At 48.3% G+C, this 18,257-nt stretch carries 15 protein-coding genes and 6 tRNA genes; 2 read left to right on the top strand and 19 right to left on the bottom strand.

Features of this window, described 5'->3' with window-relative positions; genetic code table 11:
• Positions 1 to 38 precede the first annotated feature (38 nt).
• From L4D76_RS22210 to leuS, 8 genes are all read right to left on the bottom strand, one after another.
• Positions 39 to 842 carry a septal ring lytic transglycosylase RlpA family protein gene (locus tag L4D76_RS22210; protein ID WP_428443054.1) on the bottom strand — a complete coding sequence of 268 codons (804 nt, stop codon included), beginning with the start codon at positions 840 to 842 and terminating at the stop codon, positions 39 to 41.
• Positions 843 to 1,964 carry a peptidoglycan glycosyltransferase MrdB gene (gene mrdB / locus L4D76_RS22205; RefSeq protein WP_428443053.1) on the bottom strand — a complete coding sequence of 374 codons (1,122 nt, stop codon included), beginning with the start codon at positions 1,962 to 1,964 and terminating at the stop codon, positions 843 to 845.
• On the bottom strand, positions 1,961 to 3,907 hold the full coding sequence (mrdA, locus tag L4D76_RS22200) for a penicillin-binding protein 2 (protein WP_428443052.1): 1,947 nt from the start codon (positions 3,905 to 3,907) through the stop codon (positions 1,961 to 1,963). The genes mrdB and mrdA overlap by 4 nt, the downstream gene beginning before the upstream one ends.
• 6 nt (positions 3,908 to 3,913) lie before the next feature.
• Positions 3,914 to 4,384, bottom strand: coding sequence for a 23S rRNA (pseudouridine(1915)-N(3))-methyltransferase RlmH (gene rlmH, locus L4D76_RS22195; protein WP_318927499.1), 471 nt, complete (start codon positions 4,382 to 4,384; stop codon positions 3,914 to 3,916).
• 6 nt (positions 4,385 to 4,390) lie between these two features.
• The gene (rsfS, locus tag L4D76_RS22190) at positions 4,391 to 4,708 is read right to left on the bottom strand and encodes a ribosome silencing factor (protein ID WP_428443051.1); all 318 of its coding nucleotides are present in this window, start codon (positions 4,706 to 4,708) and stop codon (positions 4,391 to 4,393) included.
• 129 nt (positions 4,709 to 4,837) lie between these two features.
• Positions 4,838 to 5,869 carry a DNA polymerase III subunit delta gene (holA, locus tag L4D76_RS22185; protein ID WP_428443050.1) on the bottom strand — a complete coding sequence of 344 codons (1,032 nt, stop codon included), beginning with the start codon at positions 5,867 to 5,869 and terminating at the stop codon, positions 4,838 to 4,840.
• Positions 5,866 to 6,591, bottom strand: a complete 726-nt coding sequence (locus L4D76_RS22180; RefSeq protein WP_428443049.1) for an LPS-assembly lipoprotein LptE — start codon at positions 6,589 to 6,591, stop codon at positions 5,866 to 5,868. The genes holA and L4D76_RS22180 overlap by 4 nt, the downstream gene beginning before the upstream one ends.
• 172 nt (positions 6,592 to 6,763) lie before the next feature.
• Positions 6,764 to 9,340 carry a leucine--tRNA ligase gene (leuS, locus tag L4D76_RS22175; protein WP_428443048.1) on the bottom strand — a complete coding sequence of 859 codons (2,577 nt, stop codon included), beginning with the start codon at positions 9,338 to 9,340 and terminating at the stop codon, positions 6,764 to 6,766.
• A 185-nt stretch (positions 9,341 to 9,525) separates the two neighbouring features.
• On the opposite strand from leuS, the gene L4D76_RS22170 reads away from it, so the two are divergent.
• Entirely contained in the window at positions 9,526 to 10,008 is a 483-nt protein-coding gene (locus L4D76_RS22170; protein WP_428443047.1) for a zinc ribbon-containing protein, read from the top strand.
• Positions 10,009 to 10,107: 99 nt separating this feature from the next.
• Here the strand turns inward: L4D76_RS22170 and lnt are convergent, their stop codons facing one another.
• The 5 genes from lnt to miaB form a co-directional block, all read right to left on the bottom strand.
• Positions 10,108 to 11,661: an apolipoprotein N-acyltransferase gene (gene lnt, locus L4D76_RS22165; RefSeq protein WP_428443086.1), complete on the bottom strand. Its 1,554-nt coding sequence runs from the start codon at positions 11,659 to 11,661 to the stop codon at positions 10,108 to 10,110.
• Positions 11,662 to 11,663: 2 nt separating this feature from the next.
• Complete coding sequence (gene corC / locus L4D76_RS22160; protein WP_428443046.1) at positions 11,664 to 12,536, bottom strand: CNNM family magnesium/cobalt transport protein CorC; 873 nt, start codon at positions 12,534 to 12,536, stop codon at positions 11,664 to 11,666.
• An 80-nt stretch (positions 12,537 to 12,616) separates the two neighbouring features.
• Positions 12,617 to 13,081, bottom strand: coding sequence for an rRNA maturation RNase YbeY (gene ybeY / locus L4D76_RS22155; RefSeq protein WP_428443045.1), 465 nt, complete (start codon positions 13,079 to 13,081; stop codon positions 12,617 to 12,619).
• The gene (locus L4D76_RS22150) at positions 13,081 to 14,247 is read right to left on the bottom strand and encodes a PhoH family protein (protein ID WP_428443044.1); all 1,167 of its coding nucleotides are present in this window, start codon (positions 14,245 to 14,247) and stop codon (positions 13,081 to 13,083) included. Before L4D76_RS22150 ends, ybeY begins: the two co-directional genes overlap by 1 nt.
• 74 nt (positions 14,248 to 14,321) lie before the next feature.
• Entirely contained in the window at positions 14,322 to 15,746 is a 1,425-nt protein-coding gene (gene miaB, locus L4D76_RS22145) for a tRNA (N6-isopentenyl adenosine(37)-C2)-methylthiotransferase MiaB (RefSeq protein ID WP_428443043.1), read from the bottom strand.
• Positions 15,747 to 15,997: 251 nt separating this feature from the next.
• Here miaB and L4D76_RS22140 point away from each other — a divergent pair, with 251 nt between their 5' ends.
• On the top strand, positions 15,998 to 17,158 hold the full coding sequence (locus L4D76_RS22140; protein WP_428443042.1) for a 2-octaprenyl-3-methyl-6-methoxy-1,4-benzoquinol hydroxylase: 1,161 nt from the start codon (positions 15,998 to 16,000) through the stop codon (positions 17,156 to 17,158).
• 160 nt (positions 17,159 to 17,318) lie between these two features.
• Here the strand turns inward: L4D76_RS22140 and L4D76_RS22135 are convergent.
• The 6 genes from L4D76_RS22135 to L4D76_RS22110 all read right to left on the bottom strand — a co-directional run bounded on the left by L4D76_RS22135 (position 17,319) and on the right by L4D76_RS22110 (position 18,146).
• Positions 17,319 to 17,403 (bottom strand) — tRNA-Leu (locus tag L4D76_RS22135).
• 46 nt (positions 17,404 to 17,449) lie between these two features.
• Positions 17,450 to 17,524: transfer RNA gene (locus tag L4D76_RS22130), tRNA-Gln, on the bottom strand.
• Positions 17,525 to 17,567: 43 nt separating this feature from the next.
• Positions 17,568 to 17,652: transfer RNA gene (locus L4D76_RS22125), tRNA-Leu, on the bottom strand.
• Positions 17,653 to 17,788: 136 nt separating this feature from the next.
• Positions 17,789 to 17,873, bottom strand: a tRNA-Leu gene (locus L4D76_RS22120).
• 69 nt (positions 17,874 to 17,942) lie between these two features.
• Positions 17,943 to 18,017 (bottom strand) — tRNA-Gln (locus L4D76_RS22115).
• A 44-nt stretch (positions 18,018 to 18,061) separates the two neighbouring features.
• Positions 18,062 to 18,146: transfer RNA gene (locus L4D76_RS22110), tRNA-Leu, on the bottom strand.
• Positions 18,147 to 18,257 lie beyond the last annotated feature (111 nt).

Below are 18,257 nucleotides of genomic sequence, written 5' to 3'. Positions count from 1 at the left end.
CTGTGTGTGATAGTCGGTGGTTGTTTGATACTGATTTTCTATTTTTGTTCCAACTCACGTTGAGTTGTGATGATAAAAGCTTTCGGATAGTTGTTTGCCTTGGCTTTATCCCGTAGACCAATTGCTTCATCACGATCAAGGTAAGGGCCTAAACGTACCCGATAGACGGCAGCCGACTCGGATTTTTTCAGATCAACGGATGTCGCAAAGGTTTCCGCTATTTTTTCGGCTACCAGCCTGGCCTTATTTTCATTGCTTACCGCCGCTAACTGTACGTAGTAATAGTTAGGATTTGCCGTTTGCCATTCATCGGGTGAGGCGGGTTTTGCCACCTGGATCAACTCTATTTTCACCGGGGCGGTGCCGTCTTTGATTACGTCCAGTTTCGATGCTGCGGCCATGCTTAAATCGATGATCCTGCCATCATGAAACGGGCCCCGGTCGTTAACTCGCACGATGGCTGTTTTACCGTTTCTCTGATTGGTCACTTTGACATAACTCGGTAATGGCAGGGTCTTATGGGCTGCTGTCATCGAGTACATGTCGTAGATTTCACCGTTCGAGGTCTTATGACCATGGAACTTCTTGCCATACCAGGAAGCATGACCTTCTTGGGTGAAGCCTTCCTGGTCGGTCACGATCGTGTAATCCTGACCGCGTAAGGAGTAATTTTTATTGCCCGCCAGGCTGATGGGTTCATAGCGAGGCTGGGCATCTTCAATATGCTCGAGGGTCGGTGAATTCTCCGGAGCGATATCGTCAGCGATATCGTAGCGCTCTTTGCTTGGCGTTGAGCTACAGCCGGCAAGCAGTACTAAAAAAAGAATTGGTATTACACGCATTTAGGTCGCCTTCGACAACATTTTTCTATGAGTATGAATAGACATCAGGATGCCAAAACCAGCCATCAGGGTCACCATGGATGTCCCGCCGTAACTTATTAAAGGTAGTGGTACCCCAACAACAGGTAATATGCCGCTCACCATGCCAATATTGACAAAGATGTAAACGAAGAAGCTCAAAACGATACTGCCGGCCATCATTCGTCCAAATGCCGTTTGGGCACGACTGGCCAGCAGCAACCCCCGGCCGATAATAAACAGATAGATAGCCAGTAGGCAAGCGACGCCGGTTAACCCCCATTCTTCAGCAATCACGGCGAAGATAAAGTCAGTGTGGCGCTCTGGCAAAAATTCAAGTTGTGATTGTGTGCCTTGCAGCCAGCCTTTTCCGGCGAGACCACCAGAGCCGATGGCGATTTTGGATTGAATAATATGATAACCGGCCCCCAATGGGTCGGACTCTGGATTAAACAGGGTCAGTACGCGGGTACGCTGGTAGCCGTGCATTAAGAAAAACCACAGGACCGGAATAAAGGCCCCGAGCAGGACGGCGGCGGCGGTGATGATCCGCCAGCTAATGCCTGACAGGAACAGCACGAATATACCGGATGCGGCAATCAGAATGGATGTACCTAAATCAGGCTGTTTCGCGATCAGGATCGTCGGCACAAAGATCATTATCAAAGCCACGATAATGTTGCGGAAACTTGGCGGAAGCGGTTTATTACCAATGAACCGGGCGACCATTAAAGGCACGGCCAGCTTGATGAGTTCTGACGGCTGGAAACGGACAAAACCGAGGTTCAGCCAACGCTGTGCGCCTTTTGATGCTTCGCCGAACACCAGCACCCCAAGCAACAGTATCAATCCGACCCCGAACAGGTAAGGTGCCCAGGCTTCATAATGGCGCGGGGCGACCTGGGCTAAGATAAACATAATGCCAAGGGACAAACACATACGAACGGCCTGACGTTCCATCATTGGCAGGCTCTGGCCGCTGGCACTGTACATCACTAATAAGCCGAACCCCATCAGGGCTAAAAGACCTAACAGTAGCGGCATGTCCAGATGTAAGCGGTCACTGAGGGAGCGTTTATTCCCTGTTGTAGCCATCACACTCATTGATTAACCTCGGCTAGCTGGGATTGTTTTTCTGGCTCGGGTTGCTTGGGTTTCAGCAATACATGGTCGAAAATCTTACGTGCCACCGGGCCTCCATTGGATGAACCGCCACCGGCATTTTCCAGCACCATAGACACCACGATTTCTGGCGCTTCAAAAGGGGCGAAAGCGGTAAACAATGCGTGATCTCGCAGGTGCTCTTCGAGCTCTTCAGCGTTATATTTCTGATCTTTCGCTAAACCGAATACCTGGGCAGATCCCGATTTACCACCCGCTTGGTAAGGCGTGCCGTAGAATGCACGTCTTGCGGTACCTCGGGTACCGTAAAGTACGCGATTCATGCCTTTTTTCGCGACATCCCAATGCTTTTGTTCGACACCGGTGATTGGCGGATATTCATCGAAGACGGCAGGCGTCTCATTGTCATCATCAATGATGCTTTTTAACAGGTGAGGCGGACGAACAATCCCATTGTTAACCAGTACTGTTGTTGCTTTGGCAATCTGTAATGGCGTCGATGTCCAGTAGCCTTGCCCGATACCGACCGGAATGGTATCGCCTTGGTACCAAGGCTGACGGAAACGGGCTTGTTTCCATTCACGCGTCGGCATATTGGCTTTACTCTCTTCGTGTATATCGATACCGGTGTATTCACCGTAACCGAATTTAGTCATCCAGCTCGACAGGCGATCAATGCCCAAATCGTAAGCCACCTGATAGAAGAAAGTATCAACGGATTCTTCAAGTGCTTTTCCCAGGTTCACTTTACCGTGCCCCCAACGTTTCCAGTCACGGAATGGACGGCTGTTTGTATTTGGGATCTTCCACCAGCCCGGATCGTTACGGGTGGTTCGGGTGGTGATCACCCCTTCGGTCAATGCGGCCACGGAGATCATCGGCTTAACGGTTGATGCCGGCGGATAAATACCCAATGTGGCCCGGTTAACCAAAGGGCGGTTTATATTGTTAAGCAGCGCATTGTATTTCTTACTGGAGATACCATGAACAAACAGGTTTGGATCATAGCTCGGGCTGGACACCATGGCTAATACGGCAGAATCGCGAGGATCCAGCACCACCAGGGAACCGCGTTTATAGGTTACGGCTTCTTCACCGGTATCCGGATCCAGTTTACGTACGGTCAGCAGTTCTTTCACATACAGCTGTAACTCAATGTCGATATTGAGTTTGATATCTTTGCCTGGAATTGGCGGGACGTATTTCAGAGTACGAATAATACGGCCACGGCTATTGACTTCGACTTCCTGGTAACCGGATGTACCATGAAGCAGATCTTCATAATATTTCTCGATGCCGAGCTTGCCGATATCCCGTGTGGCTTTGTAGTTGTTGAGTTTTTCTTTTCGTTCCAAACGCTGGAGATCACGGTCGTTAATTTTAGCGACATAGCCTAAAACGTGAGTTAGTGAGTCACCGTAAGGATAATGGCGCTTGAGGTAAGCTTTAACTTCTACCCCGGGGAAATTGTGTTGATTGACAGAAAACAGCGCAACTTGGTGTTCCGATAACTGATTTCGAATCGAGACAGATTTAAAGCGGCGGCTACGTCGGCGCTCTTTTTTAAAGTTCTCAATTTCTTCGTCAGTGATCCCCATCAGAGATTGCAGGCGAGCAAAAGTCTCTTCGAGATCGGATACTTTTTCTGTGGTAATTTCGAGGGCGTAAATCGGGCGGTTTTCAGCCAGCAGTACACCGTTGCGATCGTAAATCAGGCCGCGGTTAGGGGCAACCGGGACGATTTTGATTCGGTTGTCGTTAGAGCGTGTTTGGTAGTCGGCATGTTGGCTGACCTGAATGTGATACAGGTTAGTAAGCAGCACACCGACCAGTACGACGATGCCGATAAATGAGACAAGAGCCCGGCGAAAAAAGAGTGCCGACTCAGCCCGGTGGTCGCGGATCTGGGTTCGCTTTTGTCTCATTGACACTTATTCCCTGTGATAAGGATGGTTGGCGGTGATACTCCACGCGCGGTATAAACTTTCTGCCATTACAACCCGTACTAACGGATGCGGTAGTGTTAACGGAGATAAAGACCAGCTTTGCTCTGCTGCGGCTTTACAGGCCGGAGACAGCCCTTCCGGACCGCCGATCAGAATTGACACATCACGTCCGTCAAGCTTCCAGCTGTCAAGTTGCTGGGCTAATTGCTCGGTATCCCAGCGTTTACCCGGAATATCCAGGGTGACAATACGGTTACCTTTAGCAACTGCGGCTAACATGGCTTCGCCTTCTTTTTGTAAGATGCGGGCAATATCAGCATTTTTCCCTCGTTTTCCGGCAGAAATTTCAATCAACTCTAGTGGCATATCTTTAGGGAAACGACGGCTATATTCTTTATAACCGTCTTCGACCCATTTTGGCATCTTAGTGCCAACGGCAATCAGTTGAAGCTTCATGGTTGGTTAGCTCCAAAGCTTCTCCAGCTGGTAAAGTTCACGCGTATCTTCTTGCATCACGTGTAGCATTACGCTGCCCATATCAACAATCACCCACTCAGCATCATCTTCACCGCAGATACCAAAAGGAGGGTAGTCAATCAATTTAGACTCTTTGTCTACATTATCGGCAATAGAAGCCACATGGCGGTTAGATGTACCGGTACAGACAACCATCAAATCGGTGATGCTTGATTTACCTCGTACGTCCAGTGTCACAATGTCCTGGGCTTTCATATCGTCAATCTTATCAACAATAAAGTCGTGTAGTTCTTGAACCTGCAAAGGTATCCCCTCATTTGAGTGAAATGTGAAAATAATTCGGTGTCAGATAGATCTGAGTCACAATTTAGCGGCGCAGTATATCACTCGCGATAAAGTCATTAAAAGCTTTACTGGCTTTCGGTGCCATTCTTAAAATTTAGCCATTGTCGTGTGGGTCGGGATACCGCACATTTCAGCACATAATGCACTTAACGCTGGCCAGGGATTGCTGTCAAAATCCGTTTTCACTTGTACTTCGAGCAAGGCTAATCGTTGCAGGAGCTGGATCAATGTTGCCAGCGGCAGCCGATGTAACGCGCCAATAAAGACTTCGCGACGGCTTTGCCACACTCTGAACTGTTCAAAAATGATGTTCAGAGGGGTCCCTTTTTTACCCATTTCCTGCATTTTGTACAGCTGGGTTAATTCACGCTGTAAGGTGCGCAGTAAGATGGTGGCTTCCACTCCTTCGCCTTCCAACTGTCTTAATATCCGCTGACTGCGTTTGGCCTGGCCGGCGAGCAGTGCATCGACCAATTGAAATGGCGTGTAGTGATTATGACGGCTCAGGGCTTCTTCCAAGCGTAAAACAGTCAGTTCACCATCAGGATAGAGCAAGGTGAGTTTCTGCAGGCTTTGAGCCAGCGCAAATAAGTTACCTTCGTGCCACTGTGCCAGCATGAGTACGGACTCATGATCGGGCTTTAACCCTAATGACTGACAACGGGCTTGAATAAAGCGAGGTAAATGGCGAGGATCTGGTGTGTTACATGGAATATAAAGGCCGGTATCTGCTAAGGCCTTAAACCATTTTGCACTTTCTTGCTTTTTATTCAGGCGAGGACCATGCAGCAGCAATAAAATATCGCGGTGTAAACTGGCTGTAACTTCCTGCAGGGCTTTGGCCTGGGTGGGATTAAGGCCAGAATCCGGGATTTCAAGCTCAATAATTTGTTGATCGGAGAACAGACTCATTGCATTGCAGCAATCGAGAACCTGATTCCAGTCTAACTGGTTATCAATGGTGAAGGCATGCCGCTCAGTAAAGCCGGCTTGCTGAGCATGGTGTTTGATCTGATCGCCACATTCTTGCTTAAGCAGTGGCTCGTTGCCGAAAAGAAGGAAAGCCTGACGCAACCCTTTTGTCAGTTGCTGCGCCAGTTGTTCTGGGTAGATTCTCATTCCGCGTTGTTGTCTAAGTGATTATTATCTAAGTGAGTGCTATCTAATTGGGTGTTATCCGCGCCGTTAAATATAGCCTTGGCTGCTTGCGTATCTTCTACCGCTTCTGTCGTGATGGTGCTCGATCCTTCTGGCGTCGTATCCAGTGTGTCTGCTTCGCTATTCATCCCGGTATCCAGCTCTGCTTCGAGCTCTTCTTCTGTCATTTTGTTGAGCACCGCCGTTAAGCGGGCAAGCTGACGCATGATTTGTTGTGCGGCCTGTTTGCGCATAACATCTTCAAGCTCATCTTGTTCAACAGATTTTGCCAGAGCAGTGAGTGGGTTATCCAAAAAGGTACGGGTGACTTTGGTGCTAAACGTCTGTGAGCCTTTTTCCGGTACAACGACTCGATAGCTAACCGTGTAGATAAGCTCATACTCAGCCTTACCACTATTTTGATACAGCGATAAGGTACGCTCACCCGTTGATTCACCGATCAAATGCAGGTTAGGGACATTGGCCGCGGGTGGAACCGATTCAATGCCATGCAGTTCAAACTGCGATTCGACCAGACGCGTCAGCTGACCGTATTTATCAAAGCTGGTGAGTGACAGTTTGGCGATATCGTCAGGCAACATATAGTTACCCCGAAGGTGAAAACCACAAGAAGCCGTGGCCAGGGCTAGTACTGCAACAAACAGGGTTCGGATGGCGCTTTGTAGAGAAAATAAAGCTTTCACCGAGTCAGCTCCTTGAAAAAGTTAGTGAAAACCGATCGATTACAGTAATGACCGTCTCGATTAAGACAAAAGCGGTCATTACTGGTTCAATCAATAGCGCGGCAGAAAGATCCCCGCATGAGCGGGGATCATATCTTAAGGCTTTTTAGTTGTTACTTTTGTTTACGTAAAACTAGTTAGCAACAATGTTGAGTAGCTTACCAGGAACGTAAATCACTTTACGGATGGTTGCCTCTGCGGTGAACTTCGTCACACGCTCATCGTTTAGCGCAAGCTCTTCAACTTGTTCTTTGGTTGCATCTGCCGCTACGGTCAGTTTTGCCCGTAGCTTACCGTTAACCTGAACGATGATTAGCTTCTCGTCTTCAACAAGGGCTTTTTCGTCAGCAACCGGCCATACCGCGTGATCAACGTCAGACTCACCTAATGCTTCCCACATTTCAAAACAGATGTGCGGAGTCATTGGGTAAAGCATCGTCACAATGGCTTTTAGCGCTTCATCAAGAAGAGCGCGGTCTTGTGCGTCTGCTTGCGGGGCTTTAGCAAGCTTGTTCATCAATTCCATGATTGCAGCAATCGCGGTATTGAAGGTCTGACGACGGCCGATATCATCACTGACTTTGGCAATTGTTTTGTGAACATCGCGACGTAGTGATTTCTGACCGGCAGTTAGCGCAGCAGCATCCAGTGCTTCAACAGCACCTTTCGCGGTGTGTTCGTGAACCAGTTTCCAAACACGTTTCAGGAAGCGGCTAGCCCCTTCAACGCCAGACTCCTGCCATTCAAGTGTCATGTCGGCAGGCGCTGCAAACATCATGAACAGACGAACCGTATCAGCACCGAATTTATCCACCATCTCTTGCGGGTCGATACCGTTGTTTTTCGACTTCGACATTTTCGTCATGCCGGTGTGGACAACATCATGGCCTTCGTTATCGGTCGCTTTAACGATGCGTCCTTTCTCATCACGCTCGATCGTTACGTCAGCAGGGGAAACCCATACTTTCGTGCCTTTCTCGTTGTTATAGTAGAACGCATCAGCCAGTACCATGCCTTGGCAAAGTAGCTTTTTGAACGGTTCTGAACTTTCAACCATACCTTCGTCACGAAGTAGTTTATGGAAGAAACGAGAGTAAAGCAGGTGCATACATGCGTGCTCGATACCGCCAACATACTGATCGACCGGTAGCCAGTAGTTAGCCGCCGCCGGGTCTAGCATTTCGTCTGCCTGTGGCGAACAGTAACGTGCGTAGTACCAAGATGATTCCATGAAGGTATCGAAGGTGTCTGTTTCACGAAGTGCAGGTTGACCGTTGTAGGTGGTTTCTGCCCATGCCTTATCTGCTTTGATAGGGCTGGTTACGCCGTCCATCACCACATCTTCAGGAAGAATAACAGGCAGTTGGTCTGCCGCGACAGGATGCACTTCACCGTCTTCAGTGGTTACCATTGGGATAGGCGCGCCCCAGTAACGCTGGCGAGAAACACCCCAGTCACGCAGACGGAAGTTAACGGTTTTCTTGCCTTTACCTTCTGCTTCCAGTTTCGCTGCAATGGCGTCGAAAGCCGCTTGGAATTCAAGACCGTCAAATTCGCCAGAATCAAACAGGACACCTTTCTCGGTGTAGGCCATTTCTGAGACATCTAACTCGCTGCCATCTTCAGGTTTGATAACAGGAACGATGTCCAGGCCGTACTTGGTTGCGAACTCATAATCACGCTGATCGTGAGCTGGTACCGCCATTACCGCACCTGTGCCGTAATCCATCAGGACAAAGTTAGCCACGAAAATCGGTACACGACGACCGTTTAACGGGTGAGTCGCGTAAAGGCCTGTTGCCATGCCTTTCTTTTCCATTGTTGCAAGTTCAGCTTCGGCAACTTTGGTGTTTTTACATTCATCAACGAAAGCTGCAAGCTCTGCATTGTTCTGTGCGGTAAGATCAGCCAGAGGGTGACCCGCAGCGATACCCACGTAGGTCACACCCATAAGGGTATCAGGACGCGTGGTATACACTTCTAGTGGTGAGTCCTGACCTTCAACGTCGAAAGACAGCTCCACACCTTCAGAACGACCAATCCAGTTACGCTGCATGGTTTTCACCATTTCAGGCCACTCATCCAGGGTATCCAGATCGCGCAGTAGCTCGTCAGCGTACTCAGTGATTTTAATAAACCACTGCGGGATTTTTTTCTGCTCTACCGGGGTATCACAACGCCAGCAGCAGCCATCTTCAACCTGCTCGTTTGCCAGAACGGTCTGGTCATTCGGACACCAGTTAACAGAAGAGGTTTTCTTATACACCAGGCCTTTGTTGTAAAGCTTTGTGAAGAACTCTTGTTCCCAACGGTAGTACTCAGGGGTACAGGTGGCGAATTCACGCTTCCAGTCGTAACCAAAGCCCAGCAACTTAAGCTGGTTCTTCATGTACTCAATGTTTTCGTAAGTCCATGGCGCTGGCGCGGTATTGTTTTTTACTGCCGCATTTTCTGCGGGCAGGCCAAATGCATCCCAACCAATTGGTTGCATTACATTTTTACCTTGCAAGCGCTGGTAGCGAGAAACAACATCACCGATGGTGTAGTTACGAACGTGACCCATGTGCAGTCGACCACTTGGGTACGGGAACATGGAGAGACAGTAGAATTTTTCTTTATTAGGGTCTTCACTTACAACAAAGGTCTTGTTGTTGTCCCAATGTTCTTGAACTTTCTGTTCAATGTCCTGCGGGCGATATTGTTCTTGCATCGATGACATCCAGGATTTTGTGAGTTGAGTACAAACACAGTCAATATAATCGACATAGAATAACTAAAGGTAAAGGTGTCAACAATAGCTGATGCCAATTCGGGGTATTTATTGTTGGTTTTAGCCGGAAGTTTGCAGGGTTTCAGCCAATAATCAGCCTATGATTATTGGAAAGGAGGTGATTTATGACGAAGCAAAAGACTGAATATGAAGCCTTACTGGAAGAGGTGACAGAAACATTAAAGCACAGTCCCGATGAGCTCAAGCAGTGGATTAAAACGACGGAGCTGTATCGTGAAGCCGCCAGTGACATGACCAAAGATGAATGGGCACTGATTGCAGCCTATCTGAAACGCGATCTGAAAGAGTTTGGACGGAATGTGGAAGAAAGCCCTGAACCGTTTTCAGAAAGCCCTTTTTATAAGCTGGTCTCTGAATCGGTGTGGGGAGGGTTGGCTGAAATTACCGATAAAACGCAGCTTGAATGGCATGAAGTGATGGATGATCTTCAGCATCAGGGGGTCTATCTGGCGGGTGAAATTGTCGGGCTGGGTCACCTGGTGTGTGAAAAATGTGGCCACCATGAGATCTACACCCATGTGAAACGCCTTGAGCCCTGTAGTAAATGCGGTCACGTTCAGTTTACTCGCCAGCCGCTGGCACCTTAATCTTTATCGATAGTATAATTTTTGGCTGAACGATAAAGAAACGGGCAAGGAGGGTATCCTTGCCCGTTTTTTGGTTTGCGGTCGGCAACCTGTCAGTCACTATTCAGTCTCTTGCGGCCTGTTATCCCGGAATCCCCCTTCATGGCGCCTGATCAGGATCGCTGACAGTGTCAAAGACCACAGCACGTAAAAGTACAACGGCCAGTTACCCAAGGTTGTATAAGGGGTAACGCCTTCAGTCAGTGTTACCGTTGCTCTTAATACAGCGGTTTTGAACTGAGGCAACTGGTCGGTTATTTGGCCATTATGGTCGACGACGGCTGTAACACCGGTGTTGGTTGCCCGCAACAGAGGCTTGCCAAGCTCCAGAGCACGCATCTGAGCGATCTCCATATGCTGGAATGGCCCAATCGAAGTGCCAAACCAGGCATCATTAGAGAGGGTCAGTAGCAGCTCGGTATCAATATTTACATTTTGCCTGACTTGTTCGCTGAAGGCGATTTCATAGCACAAGGCAGGTGCAATGGAATATCCGTTAGCTTCCAGGTTTGGCTGTACGAAGTCACCGCGACTGAATGAAGACATCGGCAAGTTAAATAACGGTGCAATAGGACGCAGCAGCTCACCAAACGGGACAAACTCACCAAAAGGCAATAGGTGATGCTTGCTGTAGCGAGTCGCTTTATCGTACTGATATGGCCCGTCGGTATTGACCCCTAACGCCAGAATATTATTAAAGTATTCGCCGCCTTCTTTTTGATCTAAGACACCTGTGATGATCGTGCTGCTATTACTGCGCGCGGCACTGTCGAGGTTCTGTAAAAATGTCGGTAAATATGCCTCTAAGGCGGGGATCGCCGCTTCAGGCCAGATAATCAGATCCGCATCCCAGTTCTCGCGGCTGAGATCGGTGTATTTCATCAGGGTCGGCCAGCGTTGGCTGGGTAGCCACTTGAGCTCTTGCGGTACATTACCCTGAATTAAGGCGACATCAACAATTTTTTCGGGTTCGGGAGTGACCCATTGAACGGAACCCGCCAGCCAGATCAGCCCCGTGATCATGGCCGGAACCAGCAAGGGTCTCCAGTTACGACTGTACCAGGCCGCGACGAAAGCACCACAGCCCAAGACCAGTGCCAGGGTGATCCCTTGAACGCCCAGGACAGGTGCGATGGCTGATAACGGGCTGTCGATTTGGCCGTAGCCCATCCATAACCAGGGAAATCCCGTTAATGCCCAGCCCCGCAGCCAGTCCAGCAATAGCCAGATAACCGGGCCGCTTAACATCAGCTGGTGGAAGGGGCGACCGCGGTTAAACCGGTTAAACAGGGCACCGAAAGCCGCAGGATATAAGGCCAGGTAGCTGATCAGTGACAGCATTAAAAAGACGCTGGCAATCTTCGGCATTCCGCCAAAGGTATCAATGCTGACATGTACCCAGCTGATCCCGGTGCCGAATAAGCCTAAACCCCATAAAAAACCGACTAAGCCTGAGCGTTTAATGCTCTGGTTTTGCAATAACCCGAGTAATAAAACAATAGATACAGGGGCCAGCAGCCAGTAGTTATAAGGCGCAAATGAGAGTGTGGCGATAGCGCCGGCCGGAACGGCCAGAAGCAGCCGTCCCAACGAGAGGAATGATTTTTTTGTCATCATTAAGAAGTGGTTGTCGGTTGATACGCTTCGTGGGGAACCGTTACCTGTAACTGGATAACCCGGCGGCTATCGGCAGAAGTCACTTTAAAGGAGTAACCATCCAGCTTGACAATTTCACCACGGGAAGGCAAATGACCAAAGCTGGTCATCACGAGCCCGCCGACGGTATCAACTTCCTCGTCACTGAACGTGGTTTGGAATAAGTCGTTAAAGTCTTCGATAGTTGCCAGTGCTTTTACCGCATAGGTATGTTTGCTTAACTGACGGATATCCTCTTCTTCCTCATCGTCGAATTCATCTTCGATTTCGCCTACGATTTGTTCAAGAATATCTTCAATGGTGATAACCCCTGACACCCCGCCAAACTCATCGACAACGATAGCCATGTGATAGCGTTCTTCACGGAACTCTTTCAGCAGGCGATCGACGCGCTTACTTTCCGGCACAACAACCGCCGGGCGCAGCACTTTCTCCATGTCGAACGGCTCACTTGTCGGCAGCAGGTAACGCAGCAAATCTTTTGCCAGCAGAATGCCTTCGACATGATCCTTGTCATCGCTGATAACAGGGTAGCGTGAGTGTTGGGCGTCAACAATTAAATCAATCAGATCTTCTAACTTCTGAGAACGTTCGATGGTTGTGATCTGAGAGCGCGGGATCATGATGTCACGAACACGCATCTCTGATATTTCCATCACACCTTCGAGCATGTCGCGGGTGTCGTGATCAATCAGATCGTTTTCTTCCGAATCACGGAATACTTCGACCAACTCTTCGCGATTTTGTGGTTCGCCTTGAAACAGTTGACCGATACGTTCAAAGAAGGACTTTCTACTCGGACCTTCAGAATTTTGGGGGTTATCTTCGTTCATTACTTTCTTTAGTCAGTTAAGTGGAATCATCCACGAAAATGTTACACATCAATACAAACGGGCAACGGTTATCTGTGATGTTACAGTTTTTCTTCGGCATACGGATCGGTAAAACCCATTTTTACCATGATTTCCGTTTCCAAAGACTCCATTTCTTCTGCTTCATCGTCTTCGATATGATCATAACCTAGCAGATGAAGACTGCCGTGTACAACCATATGTGCCCAATGGGCATTCAGCGGTTTCTTCTGCTCAGCCGCTTCTTTTTCAACAACCTGACGACAAATAATCAAGTCGCCCAGCAGATCTAGCTCTATTCCAGGAGGGGCTTCAAATGGAAAAGATAACACATTGGTCGATTTATCTTTGCCGCGATACTCATGGTTTAACGTATGGCTTTCTTCTTCGTCAACTAAACGAATGGTCACTTCTGCATCAGCCTGAAATGGTGTGACTGCGGCATCTAACCAGCGCTGGAACTCAGCGTCGCTAGGCAGGCCGTCTTGGCTTTCAGTGGCGTGTTGCAGATCTAGGTAAATTGCCATTAATTACTCTTTTCTGTTTTAGCTTGGTTGGCCATCGCTTGGGTTATTGCCGCTTGTGCTAGTTGTTCGTCAAGGCGGCTACGTTCTTCACGGTGCCTTTGTTCAGCCAGCTTTTTTTGTTTCTGATCTTCATTTTCCCAGACTTCATAAGCCTGAACGATACGTGCGACAACGGGGTGGCGTACTACATCATTAGCCTGGAAAAAGTTGAAGCTTATTTCATCGACATCGGCCAGCACTTCAATGGCATGACGAAGGCCAGAACGTGCCCCACGCGGTAAATCAATCTGGGTAACGTCACCGGTGATCACGGCGCGTGAATTAAAGCCGATACGGGTTAAGAACATTTTCATCTGCTCTACCGTGGTATTCTGGCTTTCATCCAAAATGATAAAGGCATCATTTAAGGTGCGTCCGCGCATATATGCTAATGGGGCAACTTCAATGACGTTCCGTTCGATTAATTTCTCAACCCGTTCAAAACCGAGCATTTCAAACAAGGCATCGTAGAGTGGGCGCAGGTAGGGGTCGACTTTCTGGCTTAAATCACCAGGCAGGAAACCGAGCTTCTCACCCGCTTCAACCGCTGGGCGAGTCAGTAGAATACGTCGGATCTCCTGACGTTCCAGTGCATCGACGGCTGCCGCAACGGCAAGATAGGTTTTACCGGTACCGGCAGGGCCAACACCGAAGGTGATATCATGGGTAACCATGTTAGCAATGTACTGAGCCTGATTCGGCGTACGCGGCTTGATCAACCCTTTTTTGGTTTTGATGTGGATCTCTTTGCCGTAAGGAATAGAAGACTCTGTACTTTGCTCTAAAACACCAGATTCTTTGATAGCTAAATGGATTTGATCCGGTTCAATATCAGGGGTGCCCTTGTTAGCCGAGCCACTGCGAACGGGGGCGGTATCGACATACAGGTTTTTGATGATTTCGGCTGTTGCGCGGGCGGTATGAGGCTGGCCGACAACACTGAAGCTGTTGCTGCGGTGGTTAATTTCAACACCCAGACGGCGCTCTAATTGTTTGATATTATCGTCGAAAGGGCCACAAAGGCTGGAAAGACGCTGGTTATCGGCGGGTTCCAGATTAAACTCTACAGTGATAATTTTGCTCAAGATTTGCCTCTCATTGAGGTCGCCCGGCGAGCGGGCAACCATGTCTTTCAGGGCATGCGTCCTACTGGTTATTTTCAGACATACGTCATACTAGTTGTTTTTAGACGCCGGTCTTACTACGGAGTATATACGCCAACACCCAATTCATCTTCTTTACGTGCTTTTTCCATCACCTCAGTCGGTGATATCGCAACACGAAGGTTCATTTCGGCTTCTGTACGTACCAGCTCTCCACGAAGAGAGTTGGTGAACACGTCAGTGATCTTCACATCAACAAATTGGCCGATGAGATCGGCTGAGCCTTCAAAGTTGACTACTCGGCTGTTTTCAGTACGGCCGCGAAGCTCCATGATGTTCTTTTTCGAAGGACCTTCAACCAGAATACGCTGCTCAGTATCAAGCATTTGACGCGAGTAACGCATCGCCTGAGTATTGATCTGTTGCTGCAGTTCATACAAGCGTTGTTTTTTCACTTCTTCTGGCAGATCACACGGATAATCAGCTGCCGGCGTACCAGGACGCGCAGAGAAGATAAAGCTGAAGCTCATATCAAAATCAATATCACGAATTAGCTTCATGGTATCCTGGAAGTCCTGATCGCTTTCTCCCGGGAAAGCAACAATAAAGTCAGAACTGATCGTAATGCCCGGACGTGCTTTTACGAGCTTACGGATTATTGACTTGTACTCAATGGCCGTATGCGGACGCTTCATCATTGTCAGAATACGGTCTGAACCGCTTTGTACCGGCAGGTGAAGGAAGCTAACCAGCTCAGGCGTGTCTTTGTACACTTCAATAATATCGTCAGTGAATTCGATAGGGTGACTGGTGGTATAACGAATACGGTCGATACCATCAATGGCAGCCACTAAACGTAGCATCTCGGCAAACGTGGCGATTTCACCTTCATAGGTATTACCACGGTAGGCATTGACGTTTTGACCCAGAAGGTTGACTTCGCGAACACCTTGTTCAGCAAGCTGCGCAACTTCGTACAGTACGTCATCAAGTGGACGACTGACTTCTTCACCGCGAGTATAAGGTACCACGCAGTAGGTACAGTATTTTGAACAACCTTCCATGATAGATACAAATGCGGTTGCACCATCAGCTCGGGGCTCAGGCAGGTTATCGAACTTCTCAATCTCAGGGAAAGAGATATCCATAACCGGCGAGTGATTAGATTGAGAATCCTTAATCATCTGTGGTAGACGGTGCAGGGTTTGCGGGCCAAAAATAACGTCAACAAATGGCGCACGCTTGCGAATGGAATCGCCTTCCTGGGTTGCTACACAGCCACCGACGCCAATCACAAGATCAGGCTTTTTATTTTTTAATGTTTTCCAGCGGCCTAGCTGATGGAAGACTTTTTCTTGCGCCTTTTCACGGATAGAGCAGGTGTTAAGCAGCAGAACATCTGCTTCTTCTGGGACTTCCGTAAGCTCGAAGCCGTTGGCAGCATTAAGAAGATCGGCCATTTTTGATGAATCGTATTCGTTCATCTGGCAGCCCCAGGTTTTAATAAGCAGTTTCTTAGCCATGTCTAACTCTTCGCTCGTAGTGTTTATTTCATTGCATTCAACATTGCATCTAACGTTGCTTCTCATCAGTAATTGCGGGTCTATCTGTGGCAGTTACCAATAGCAAGCCGCGTATTGTACTGCTTTACGTTCTGTCTGACTAGATCATCACCACCCTGAATAAAATGTGGTTATGGACAGATCCCTGCTTTCCATTCGCAAAAATAGACAGGCGAGGTAGAATAGTGATAGCCAAACAAAGAGATATGAGCATGGAACAGTTTGATGTAGTGATTGCTGGTGGTGGTATGGTAGGTGCTGCGACCGCATTGGGGTTAGCACAGCAAGGGCTAACCGTCGCCGTTTTAGAAGGACAAGCCCCGGGATCGTTTGACCGACAGCAAGCTATGGATCTGCGTGTCTCGGCCATCTCCCCCCATTCTGTCGCCTTACTGACACGCCTCGGAGCGTGGGACAGCATCATGCAGATGCGAGTCTGCCCGTTTAAGCGTCTGGAAACCTGGGATCAGCCAGAATGTCGTATCCGGTTTAATGCCGATGAGATGAAGATGGATCGGCTGGGTTTCATTGTTGAGAACCGGGTTATTCAGCTTGGACTGTGGCAACAATTTTCGTCTTACCACAACTTAACCTTATTGTGTCCGGCACGTATGGTTCATTCTAAGGTTTGTGAAAATGGTTATCAGGTCGAGCTGGATGATGGTCGTCAGATACAGACTAAGTTGTTAGTGGGGGCCGATGGGGCGAATTCACAGGTTCGTCAGCAAGCGGGGATTGGGGTAACAGCCTGGGACTATCGCCAACACTGCATGCTCATTAATGTCGAAACGGAATTGCCGCAACAAGATATTACCTGGCAATGGTTTACCCCTCGCGGCCCTCGCTCGTTTTTACCGCTGCCGGGCCATCAGGGTTCGTTGGTCTGGTATGACAGCCCGAAGCGAATAAAACAGTTAAGCACAATGTCTCTGCAGCAGTTGCAAGCGGAGGTTGAAACGCATTTCCCCGCGGAATTAGGGAGCGTTAAGGTACTCAATTGGGGAAGTTTCCCACTGACACGCCGTCATGCTCAGCACTATTTTAAACCCGGTGTCGTTTTACTGGGGGATGCCGCTCATACCATCAATCCATTAGCGGGGCAGGGCGTCAACCTTGGTTTTAAAGATGCGGATGTATTGCTGCATGAAATAGAAAAAGCCGGAAAAGAGTGGGCCCGATCATCGGTACTGAAAGCGTATGAACGTCGCCGCCGCCCAGACAATTTGTTGATGCAAAGCGGAATGGACGTGTTATACACCACCTTTAGCAACTCGTTATTCCCGATTAAACTAATCCGTAATCTTGGTCTTAAAGTCGCGGAGCATACCGGGCCGATAAAAAAACAAGTGCTGAAGTACGCGATGGGGATGTAATGCTTTGTTATAGAAAAAGAAAAAGCCGAATGCTATCAAAAGTATTCGGCTTAACAACCAGAGAGATACGATCATTTTTTAGGTTGTAAAATCTTTATTGCTACAGTAATTATAATACTGCAGAAAAAAGAAAACCCACCAAAAGGTGGGTTTCTAAAGATGGTGCGGAAGGAGAGACTTGAACTCTCACACCTTGCGGCGCCAGAACCTAAATCTGGTGCGTCTACCAATTCCGCCACTTCCGCATACTTATCGTACTCAACAGAAACAGTCAGAACGCAAAGTAAAATATGGCAGGGCTACCTGGATTCGAACCAGGGGATGGCGGCATCAAAAGCCGCTGCCTTACCGCTTGGCGATAGCCCTACAGGTTTTATCTTAAAAGATAAAGAATAAGTCACAGAGAGAATGGTGCGGAAGGAGAGACTTGAACTCTCACACCTTGCGGCGCCAGAACCTAAATCTGGTGCGTCTACCAATTCCGCCACTTCCGCATATTGTCTCAATCGAATAAATCGAGTGAGTATTTCTCTGGAGCTTATTATACAGATCTAAGAATTGGTAAAACTCAATCTGTATTTTTTGTTAATTACCCATGAAGATAATTAACGAYCTCTTATTTAAAGAGRATGGTGCGGAAGGAGAGACTTGAACTCTCACACCTTGCGGCGCCAGAACCTAAATCTGGTGCGTCTACCAATTCCGCCACTTCCGCATTTATACTGTTTGCCCTATAAGAGCTTTATGCCGATAAACCTATCGGTTGTACCCACATACTAAAATGTGGCAGGGCTACCTGGATTCGAACCAGGGGATGGCGGCATCAAAAGCCGCTGCCTTACCGCTTGGCGATAGCCCTACAGGTTTCATCTCGAAAGATAAAAAAATAAGTCACAGAGAGAATGGTGCGGAAGGAGAGACTTGAACTCTCACACCTTGCGGCGCCAGAACCTAAATCTGGTGCGTCTACCAATTCCGCCACTTCCGCATATTGTCTCAATCGAATAAATCGAGTGAGTATTTCTCTGGAGCTTATTATACAGATCTAAGAATTGGTAAAACTCAATCTGTATTTTTTGTTAATTACCCATGAAGATAA

The sequence above is a fragment of the Photobacterium sagamiensis genome (genome assembly GCF_050337085.1).
In the GTDB taxonomy this organism is placed as follows: Bacteria; Pseudomonadota; Gammaproteobacteria; order Enterobacterales; family Vibrionaceae; genus Photobacterium; species Photobacterium sagamiensis.
The sequence above is the reverse complement of the archived record's forward strand: the minus strand, read 5'-3'. Positions and strand labels throughout refer to the sequence as shown.